Here is a 10,378-nt window from a genome sequence, read left to right as displayed (position 1 = left end):
CGATGCAAAGACGCTGCTACTTCTTAACCACATCAACAGCGAGAAAAGGGATATGTTGAACGGACACAGTCCGTATGAGATATCGCTTTTACTGCTGGATAACAGGCTACACCAAGCATTAGGTCTCAAGGAGATACCAGCAGATGATGTAACCCTGATACCAGCATTAGTAAAATAAAACCATAGATCACACAGGCAAGTTTCACTGCATAGAATTTAGTCTTTCACCAAAGGCATGTGGAATTTAGTCCTGCACACTTTTTTCCAGATGCCTGTTAGGCATGCAGAAAAACTTAAAAAATGTGACTATGAAGGCATTATATACTAATTTTTAACTATTGATAAGGAGAAAAAGTAGAATTAAAATCTGCATAATTCCTAGGTTTTCGCTATGTAGAATTTAGTTTTACTATCAAGCCAAATAAGGCAGTATATGCCCAAAATCACAAGTCAAAAACCTTGTCGCATGGTGTCGTAAACTCAAAAATCAGTTTATATTTCCAAAACAGAGTCTTCGCTCTCTTTACATTAAAAGACGTAGACATATAGTCACATACATCCTTGAAAGTAGCCACCACTACTGTTCTCGGAGTCAGAGCCTGAGGCCCTTGTATTCAGCCACACCGAAGGTGCTTGCCATTGACGGGGTCTGAGGAAAACGCTACAATGCTGAATCCGACGGTGCGAGAAGATCTACTGTTCCCATCATCCTCACCGTCGGCTCACAGACCAAGGCGTTTTTCTCAGGCTCAGTCAATGGTGGCGTACGGAGCCACAATTTCAACTTTTTCTAAGTAATTAAAGGGACGGTTCAAATCCCTTATTATCTAGCATTGTGTCGCCCCTTCTAGTAGCTTACTGAGTATCATAATTAAATTAGACACTCACGAAAGAAATATTACTACACTCTATCAATAAAATCCAAGTTTTTATTGACTTACTGTATAGTCTAAAAAAGAAGCAACCAGTCTGATTGCTCCCTCATAAAATGTTTTGTAAACTTCAAAAATACTGTATATCCCCAAAGATGGATTAGCTTTTATATCAGCCTGCAAATATGTTGTCAGCTTTGCATGCCGGGCATTTTACTTTTGTTTTTGACATATCAGCCTCAAAAACTGTTTTGCATTTTATACATGAAACCTTCATGTACTGAATCTTCTTTGCCCCTCCGACAACGCTTTCAAGTTTTTCATCCTCAATCATTACCATTTTAATTCTCCTCCTCATTTTTTAAACTCACATTATATTTTACGAGCATGACTGCACCTGCGGCACTTAACAAATTTTAAACTTTCTAAAAAAAGTATAAAAAAGAATGTCGCTTGCGACATTCTCGCGCCGAGCGCGGTTGCATTTATGCAACATTTTCCATTCGCGCGAGTGCGCTTCCTTAGCGGAGCGATTTTTTATATCATAGGAAGCTATGATATAAAAAAACTGATGTAGTTTTTTCTACACCAGTTTTCTTACTCAATAATTAAGAAACTAAATTTCAATCTTTCTTTTCAGTCTCAGGAAAGATTATCTTGTTTACAAAGAAGAATACTACCATGCTGACACCGCCGTTTAAAACTGTTGTTCCAATGTTGTAAACAAAAGCAGGTACAAACTTGCCGGCTACCGCTACCCAGATACAATTGATTGAATTAACAATACATGTAATAACAATAAATGCTAAAAGATACCATGCTATCTGCTTTCCGGGCTTATCATGATTGCGGAATACAAAGAGCTTTTGAATCGGGAAGTTGATACACTCGCCTATTACCATGGCAATCATATATGCCGTAAAATAAGCAAGTCCTCCATGTGCCTGATCGTATCCTAAAATATTCCATTCAAAGGTTTCTCCCGCGATTGTAAGTGGGATTCCAGGCCAGCCAAAAGACCTGTTTCCAAGAAAAGCAAATGCTGCGGGGAGAAAAGTAAGTAAAAGATACTTAAACACTGTTATCAGATTACTTACAACAACGAAGAGTCCTCCCTCTCTCACCCATTTGGCTACAGCAGGGTGCTTTTCTGCAAAGTCATTCCAAAATTTCATAATATTTCCTCCGTAATTAAGCGTTAGCCCATTTCAATCATTTTGCTACAGTTCCTTACTATTAACCAGATTTGAGACTGCTTATTTTATCTTAGCTTCATACTCTTTATTCTTCTTGCCATTTTTAAAGTACCCACTGATAATCTGACCAAGTCCTCCAAAGAAATGACCATTGACAAGCTTCACTATTCCTTCTGCCATTTCCATGCTCACTGCTCCGGCTGTCATCTTAGCCATAGCCCTAAACGGCATATTGTAGATAAATAGAACATTAAGATCAGGTTTTCCTGATTCGTCAGCTTTTTTCTTCATTGCTGTAAGCTTCTTATATGCAAATCTTGCAAGAGAGCTCTTTGCATAATACATCTGGCAAAAAGCGTCGTTAAGTCCAAGCTCTCCGCTCCACTTTCCATCCGGAACACTTCTTCCAAGAAGCTTTTCAAATTCTGCAGTCTCAACTGACTGAATCTTTCCTGAATAATATGAAGGAAGCTCTTCCCTTTTATATGGAATAGTTTCAGTTGTTTCAGATTTCAGAACATCTGCTGTAAGTCTGATATCAGCACTGCTTGCACCAACCGAAATGACATATTTGCCATCCTCAATTTCCCATTTATTTGTTTTTACATTGAAATAGCGGAAAGTCTTATCATCAAATGCGATTGTTACTTTCTTGCTCTCGCCTGCTTTAAGGAATACTTTCGCAAAACCCTTGAGTTCTTTCTTAGGTCTGAACACCTTGCCGTTTGGAAGCCCAACGTAAAGCTGTGCAACCTCGGCACCATCCCGTGATCCTATGTTAGTGATTGTAAATGTTGCGCCTTCTTCTGTAACAGAAATATCACTATACTCAAATGTTGTATAAGAAAGCCCAAATCCAAACGGATAAAGAACCGGCACATCTGCTGAATCGTAATATCTATAGCCAACATAAAGACTTTCTCTGTACTCAGAAGTTCTCTCCTGACTTGGATAATAACGATATGCAGGAGTGTCCTCAAGTCTCCTTGGAATAGTCTCTGAAATCTTTCCCGAAGGATTAACATCACCACTGAGAATATCCAATACTGCACCTGCTCCTGCCTGTCCATTGAGGTAACAGTGTAAAAGAGCCTTGAAATAATGATGCCATGGCATCTCAATTGCAGAGCCTGCACTGATAATACCTACAAGGTTAGGATTAGCCTGTCCAAGTTCCTGCAAAAGGGTTATCTGATTCTGAGGAATTCTCATGTGAGTTCTGTCCATTCCTTCAGATTCACTATCCTCATTAAGTCCAAAGAAATACAAAACAATATCTGCCTTTGCAGCAATATCAAGTGCTTCTTTTCTGACTGCCGCATCTTCCTGCCCGTTTCTTGAATATCCTCTGCTCATGCCTACAACCTGAAGATCATAAGTTCCGATAAGTTCAGCAACTGTCTCAATCTTTGTAGGATTTACAAGTGAAGATCCTGCTCCCTGATATCTTGGAACAAATGCAAAGTCACCAACTATGGCAACTTTAGCACCAGCTTTAAGAGGAAGAATACCGCCTTCGTTTTTCAAAAGAACTGTACTCTCTGCAGCAGCTCTTCTGGCAATATTGTGATGAGCATTCTTATCAAATTCATTGCTCTTTCCCTGCGCATTTACATGCAATGTCATAACTGCATCCAAAAGCTCATCTACACGAGCATCTACATCTTCTATCTTGATCTTTCCGCTTTCTACGGCAGCGATCAGCTCTCTTGCTGAATCGAGGCCAGGATTTGGCATCTCGAGGTTAGAGCCTGCTGCAACACCAAGCGCATGGTCATTGGAAGCGCCCCAGTCTGTGATGACTATGCCGTCAAAGCCCCATTCTTTTCTCAAAATATCATTCAAAAGATGCTTATTTTCATTGGCATATGTTCCGTTGACCTCATTATAGGCAGACATAATTGTCTTTGCCCCGCCTTCTTTTACAGCAATCTCAAAGCCCGTAAGGTAAATTTCCCTGAGAGTTCTCTCATCAACCACAGAGTTCATAGCCATGCGGCGAAGTTCCTGTGAGTTTACAGCAAAATGCTTGGGACAAGCGTATACTCCCTGCGACTGAATGCCTCTTACATAAGAAGCAGCCATCTTACCTGCAAGATATGGATCTTCTGAAAAATACTCGAAGTTTCTTCCGCAAAGTGGACTTCTTTTAATATTAAGGCCTGGTCCCAAAAGTACATTTACGCCTTCGGCCATTGCCTCTTCGCCAAGAGTCTCTCCAAGCTTTTCACCAAGCTCAGTGTTCCAGCTGTTTGCTATTGTTGCTGCTGTCGGAAAACAAGTTGCAGGAAGCGACGCATTAAGTCCAAGATGATCGCCAGCTCCCGCCTGTTTTCTGATACCGTGAGGTCCATCAGAACAAAAAATTGAAGGAATACCAAGCCTTTCAAAATCTCTTGTCTGCCACTCACCCTTACCACTTAAAAAAGCAGCCTTCTCTTCAATTGTCATCTTCTCAATGATATCCTGATGTTTCATGATTATCCCCTTTTTATTTTTATAAAAGGAGCAAAGTGCCCGTAGTCTACGAGCACCGCTCCACAAATTATTGAATTATTCCTGTGCAGAAGTTTCTGTCTTAGTCTCTTTATTCTTCAAGAAATTCTTGATAAAGATTGCCACGAGACAAACCATAAGAGCACCAAAGATAACATCAAGCACGATCATAAGCTTCTTCCATGAAGCCATACCCATTGTAAGGTTTTCAGGTGCATAAGCACGGCTGTTTACAACAGTGTAAAGAATATTCTTTGTAGCTGTACGCATTGCCTGCTGTGCTCCGTTTGTATCTCTAAACTGTACACTGTTTGTAGCTGTAGGATAGTTTACAAGCATGCAGTCTGTACCATTTCTGATAGCCTGGTCAGATGACATGTATCCATAAACTCCAAAGTAGTCTGTAAGAACGAAGCCGTTAAAGCCCCACTCATCTCTAAGTACAGTGTTAAGAAGTGCTGCAGAACCACCTGCCCAACGATTACCAATGTAGTTGAATGATGACATTACTGCACACATATCAACATTCTTTACACAGATCTCGAAAGGTCTCAGATAGATCTCACGAATAGCCTGCTCATTTGACCATGTGCAGAGCATATCGCATCTGTTTTCTTCCTGATCGTTCATAGCGAAGTGCTTAATGTAAGCATAAACTCCGTTATCCCATGAACCCTTACAAGCTTCAGCAGCTATGTATCCTGAAAGGATGCTATCTTCTGAATAGTACTCGAAATTACGGCCTGCAAATGCAGTTCTGTGAATGTTCATAGCTGGAGCGTACCAACCTGATACATCCATCTCATCTGCCATCTTACCGATGTAATCGCCGAATGAATAAGCAAGTTCTTTGTTAAATGTAGCTGCAATTGTAACTCCTACAGGGAATCCAAGTGATCCAACACCTGTAAAGTTATTGTTGATTGAAGCAGGTCCATCACAGTCGTTTGTACGAACCTTACCGATTGAATCAACTGAGTTTGTCTGATATCCACCAAGTGAGATAAGTGCATTCATATCATCAAGAGACATGCTGTCAAGAAGTTCATCCCACTTAGGATCATCCTTTGAAAGACCTCTAAGGTCAGCAAGCTGAAGGCTTGTTGTAGCTCCGGTTGTAACTGCAGCTGCATTTGGATCTTCATCGGCAGCTGTTGCTTCTGCTGTTAAGTAGTTGCTGATGTTATAGAAAGTTGCCTTAGCTTCAGCTGGCATCTCATAGTTTGTTGGAGCCTTTGTAGTCTCTGCATAGTTAGCAAATCCATCTGCTCTTGAAAGGTATGTAATATCACCTTCTGCATAATCAAATACGTTTGTAGCTGTGATAAGGTCGCTGCTACGTCCATTTGATCCATTGTATGTTACAGTCTGATCAACTGTATATGTCTTTGAATCAATAACATTATGTGAATCTGAATTGATTGAGATCACATAATCACCTTCTTCAAGAACATATGCCTTAGCGTTCTGGTAATCATAAGCTGCCATATCTTCTACGTTAAAGGAAATTGTAATAGTCTGAGATGCGCCCGGCTCAAGAAGGTCTGTCTTATCAAACTGGATAAGATTTGCTGTTGCCTTTTCGATTCCACCATTTGTATAAGGAGGATTGTAGTAAACTTCTACAACATCCTTACCTGCAACTGAACCAGTATTTGTAACAGTAACATCAAAACTGATTGTTCCATCTGCCTCTGTGATGTCGCCCATTGTCTGTTCAAATGTTGTGTATGAGAGACCATATCCAAATGGATACTGAACCACATCATCATAGTTGATAAGTCCCTCTGCTGCTGCAGTTTCATAGAACTTATAACCTACGTAGATACCTTCAACATAGTTGATGAATGACACATAAGATGTAGACTCAACACCTGTAAAGCCTGTTGAAGTGTACTTAAATTCATCCATGTTTGTGTAGTTGAAGTCACCAAAGTTATTCCACCAAGGTGTCTTTTCCATATCATAAACATATGTGTCGATTGTCTTAGCTGAAGGGTTAACTTCACCAGTTACGATCTCACCAACGGCCTTCATACCAACGTGACCCATACCAGCTACCCAAAGAGCTGATTTGATCTGTGGATGATCCTCAATAAATCCAAGTTCGAATGCATTAGCACCGTTATAAAGAATGATAACCTTATCAAAGTTTGCACAAACAAGATCGATCATTTCTTCTTCTCTGTTTGTGAGCTGAAGGTAATGATCACCTGCATCCCAGTCATTGCCTTCATTTAAAGAATCATCATATGTTCCTGCAGTATATGTTGTGCCATCCTGATAAGAACCATCGATAACTGCATTCATATCTGTTGGAAGATCTGCACCTTCTCCACCTGAACGGCTGATAACGATCATAGCTGTGTCAGAAAAGCTCTTTGCGTTAGCAATCATTTCATCAGTGTAAAGAGAAACGTTTGGTTCAGGAAGTGTCCAATCCTGATTCCACATTCCAACTACAGGTCTGTCTGCCTTATAGTCTGTATAGAACTGTGTAAGCTCTGTGTTTGTCTCAATTCCGGCCTGTGAAAGTGAATCAAGAAGTGAAATCTGATCATATGCGTCGTTAAGAGCACCTGATCCTGCACCACCAAGGATAGGATTTGTTGAAGCCCATCCGAATACATTGAGCTTTGTTCCTGAAGCAACAGGAAGAGTATTATCTTCGTTCTCTAAAAGAACAATACCCTCTCTTGCAATATCCTGTGCAAGAATAGTTGTCTCATCAGAAGTAGCCTTTGAAATTGTTCCGCTACCACTAACAAGGTCAAGCATTGTGCTCATAGGACCTGAACAGATCATATTCACACAAACAACAATACCTGTGAGCATAGCAACAAGTGCTGTGCCCCTAATAAGCTTTTTAAGTGGCTTATTAAGTTTCATAACCGCAATCATAAGAACAACTGCGATTGCAATGATAACACCGATAGCTATCAGATAAGATTTGATCGATGTTATGACGTTCATGACGTCATCCATGTTGATAGATAACATAATATAACCTCCCTTTTTATAATCTGCATTTGCAACTGGTCGGGTTGCAAAGATGTTTATCTAATGCACAGCATGATCAAACTGCGCATCAATGTACTATAAATTTAGCACAATAAAAAAATCGTGCCGTTTTTGTCATAAACGGTACGATTTTTGTCATGAACTGCATGTAGGCTTGTGACGGGTATGTTCCATGAGGATGACGCTTTCGCTCTATTTCGAACGTAGCAGTACTAATGTGGCAAAATACGCCACATAAGTACTGACGTTCTCAAAAGCATCCTCATGAAACATACCCTTTCACAAGCTGTCATTACATAAATCCCAAGATATAAGAGGCAGTCATTCCTTCAATTATCTATCTTGTGCCATGTTTCTGATTTTTCTCAATGTACATATTGTCATCCATGCGTTTAAAGAAGGTATCAGTTGTGTCTTTGTCCAAATCAAATAAAGTATAGCCCAGAGATAATGATAATTTATAAGGACGATTCTCAGTTTCATTGAACATTTTAAGTTCATCCCTTATATTATCCACTATCTTCTTCATTTCATCGTCACTGGTATTATTTACAAGCAGAATAAATTCATCTCCGGCAAAACGTGTTGCTATAGCCTTATCAGGTTTGCTAAAAATGATAACTCTGGCAACATCAATAAGAGCTTCATCTCCCGTAGAATGTCCGTATGTATCATTGATACTTTTGAAATAATCTACGTCGATCATAATAGCTCCGACTTTGGGATTCTTTTCTTTTAACATCGATTCCATCTTGTAATCAAGGTACGCTCTATTATAAAGGTTTGTCAGAGTATCAAGATAAGAAAATTCATTCTGAAGTGACATATATATGGACGTTAATCCAACAGCAATCGAAACCCATATAAGCGATACTCCATAAAACATCATTTGCAGCGCGCAGCCAAGCACCACCGGAACAGCCATCAGATACAGTGGAAAAAAGCTGATTTTCCCGTACTGTTTCTCATATTTTTTCAAAACTGCACCGCTATGAAGCAGATAACACAAATCCACAAAATAAAATGCATAACTCAGCGGAAGTCTGTGATAAACATTCATTTCGTCAAGGTAAAAAATTATGGGAAAGAACATATTTGTAATTGCTGCGATAACAAGGATAAGTGCAGGAATAAATGCATACCTGTAGATTCTTTTTACCCTTGATATACTTTTATAAAGCTTCAAATCTTCATACAGACACCAGGCAGATATAAATACAGGATTTACTACAAAACAATAAGTATTTCCAATAAGATTGACCGCTTTCCACAAACAGCCTGATCTTCCATCAGCAAAAAAGCTAAAAAAGTCTACTATACAAGCTATCATTGCAAGTATAGTGATAATAGTGTAAACTTTCAGTTCAAGATTCCCCTGAGAACGTCTTATGCGACTACTGATGAGGAGAGCCACAAGAAGCATAAAGCCCACATAATCTGCCACCAGTATTGTAACTATATTCATGCTAATCCTTTCATTGGAATAAGCATTTTGACTTCAAACCAATTATCATTCAGGTCAAAATTCAAAGTTCCGTTGTATTTTTCTACTGTATACCTGATGCTTTTCAGGCCAAAGCCATGATTACCTTTATCTGCCTTAGTTGTAACAGGATATCCATTTTTCATCTCTATATTATTTTCACAATAATTGTTTATCTGGATCAGAACAAAACTCTTTTTTGGTGAAATAGCCAGATGGATGAGCCTCTTTTCAGGATCATCTATAAGGGATACACTTTCTATAGCATTATCCAGCGCATTACCAAAGATAGTACAAATGTCAGAAACATGCATAAAATCCAGAATATTTCCATCAGCCACACATGTCAGTTTAATTTTATTGGCTCTGCAGTTCATCATTTTACCTGCTATTAGTGTATCCAAAACACTGTTTCCGGTCTGCATTTCCGGGCTAAAAGACTCGAGTTCCTGCTCCAAAGAGTCAATCCACTGAGTTCTCTCCTCGTCACTCATTTCAGCTCTTAATCCGGCTATCTGATGTTTCAAATCATGATACTTCATATTTATCATATCAAAAGTTGTCTGATAACCTCTGTATTTATCGTACTGAGCCTTAAGCATGGCATGAATATTTCTCAGCTCTTTTTCTGCAAGAAGCTCACATATTCTGCTCTGATAAACATATAGTATCATTATGCCGGCTATATCAACAAGTGTCCTGATGTAAAAAACATCTGCTGTAACCCCGGCAGAAAACGGAGTATTCTGAACAATAAAGCTAAGATTACTAAATGCAAATACCGCAGCAGCAATAGCTACAGCTGCCAAGAGCTCATGGTAGTTAACTTCAAACTGCGAAATACCCCTGATAATACTTATCTCCATATAATGAGCCCAAGTAAAAACAAGAGCGTAAACCGCAGTCAAAATAAGCATTTGAATTATTTGGGAATCTGTTTTCAGCAAAAAGAAACATGCGAGCTGCCATTCCAAAGATGCTGCTAACTCCGCAAGCAAAAATGCTCTGGCACAGTAATATCCAATCACATTCACGTTGCTGTCACAGCTTAAGTACATAAAAACATACATAAATGCCACAGCTACAAGCATACATGGAATCCAAAAAACAACAGGGAGATTTTTGGTATACACCAGAAATACGCTCTGAATAACAAGCGCGATAACGGAATACATCATAAATAACTCATTTTTTATTTTTCTTTTTAGAACAAGACAATAAACCATACACGCAAGCCATTCGGCAAGTGCCGTGTATATCCTCGGGATGTCTTGATAGATATTTTCCATATCTGTTCCTCATATTTCTAA

Annotated in this window: 6 protein-coding genes and 1 pseudogene; 1 reads left to right on the top strand and 6 read right to left on the bottom strand. The window is 39.3% G+C overall.

Going from position 1 to position 10,378, the window contains the following annotated elements; translation table 11 throughout:
• Positions 1-178: pseudogene (locus BM146_RS20505) on the top strand (IS30 family transposase); the annotation flags it as partial.
• Between the two features lie 866 nt (positions 179-1,044).
• Here the strand turns inward: BM146_RS20505 and BM146_RS19420 are convergent.
• From BM146_RS19420 to BM146_RS07005, 6 genes are all read right to left on the bottom strand, one after another.
• Positions 1,045-1,212, bottom strand: a complete 168-nt coding sequence (locus BM146_RS19420) for a zinc ribbon domain-containing protein (RefSeq protein ID WP_177201612.1) — start codon at positions 1,210-1,212, stop codon at positions 1,045-1,047.
• A gap of 283 nt (positions 1,213-1,495) precedes the next feature.
• The gene (locus BM146_RS07025; protein WP_074886424.1) at positions 1,496-2,047 is read right to left on the bottom strand and encodes a GtrA family protein; all 552 of its coding nucleotides are present in this window, start codon (positions 2,045-2,047) and stop codon (positions 1,496-1,498) included.
• Between the two features lie 81 nt (positions 2,048-2,128).
• Complete coding sequence (locus BM146_RS07020) at positions 2,129-4,546, bottom strand: glycoside hydrolase family 3 C-terminal domain-containing protein (protein WP_074886421.1); 2,418 nt, start codon at positions 4,544-4,546, stop codon at positions 2,129-2,131.
• Between the two features lie 75 nt (positions 4,547-4,621).
• The gene (locus BM146_RS07015) at positions 4,622-7,564 is read right to left on the bottom strand and encodes a glycoside hydrolase family 3 N-terminal domain-containing protein (protein WP_074886419.1); all 2,943 of its coding nucleotides are present in this window, start codon (positions 7,562-7,564) and stop codon (positions 4,622-4,624) included.
• Between the two features lie 358 nt (positions 7,565-7,922).
• Positions 7,923-9,050: a GGDEF domain-containing protein gene (locus tag BM146_RS07010; protein ID WP_074886416.1), complete on the bottom strand. Its 1,128-nt coding sequence runs from the start codon at positions 9,048-9,050 to the stop codon at positions 7,923-7,925.
• The gene (locus BM146_RS07005) at positions 9,047-10,357 is read right to left on the bottom strand and encodes an ATP-binding protein (protein ID WP_074886412.1); all 1,311 of its coding nucleotides are present in this window, start codon (positions 10,355-10,357) and stop codon (positions 9,047-9,049) included. The genes BM146_RS07010 and BM146_RS07005 overlap by 4 nt, the downstream gene beginning before the upstream one ends.
• Between the last annotated feature and the right edge of the window lie 21 nt (positions 10,358-10,378).

The sequence above is a fragment of the Butyrivibrio proteoclasticus genome, assembly GCF_900115735.1.
Classification (GTDB): Bacteria; Bacillota; Clostridia; order Lachnospirales; family Lachnospiraceae; genus Butyrivibrio; species Butyrivibrio proteoclasticus_B.
The sequence above is the reverse complement of the archived record's forward strand: the minus strand, read 5'-3'. Positions and strand labels throughout refer to the sequence as shown.

What these genes read in the sequence shown, in the direction of transcription:
- BM146_RS19420 (WP_177201612.1), bottom strand. Translation starts at nt 1,212, where the DNA reads ATGGTAATGATTGAGGATGAAAAACTTGAAAGCGTTGTCGGAGGGGCA.
- BM146_RS07025 (WP_074886424.1), bottom strand. Translation starts at nt 2,047, where the DNA reads ATGAAATTTTGGAATGACTTTGCAGAAAAGCACCCTGCTGTAGCCAAA.
- BM146_RS07020 (WP_074886421.1), bottom strand. Translation starts at nt 4,546, where the DNA reads ATGAAACATCAGGATATCATTGAGAAGATGACAATTGAAGAGAAGGCT.
- BM146_RS07015 (WP_074886419.1), bottom strand. Translation starts at nt 7,564, where the DNA reads ATGTTATCTATCAACATGGATGACGTCATGAACGTCATAACATCGATC.
- BM146_RS07010 (WP_074886416.1), bottom strand. Translation starts at nt 9,050, where the DNA reads ATGAATATAGTTACAATACTGGTGGCAGATTATGTGGGCTTTATGCTT.
- BM146_RS07005 (WP_074886412.1), bottom strand. Translation starts at nt 10,357, where the DNA reads ATGGAAAATATCTATCAAGACATCCCGAGGATATACACGGCACTTGCC.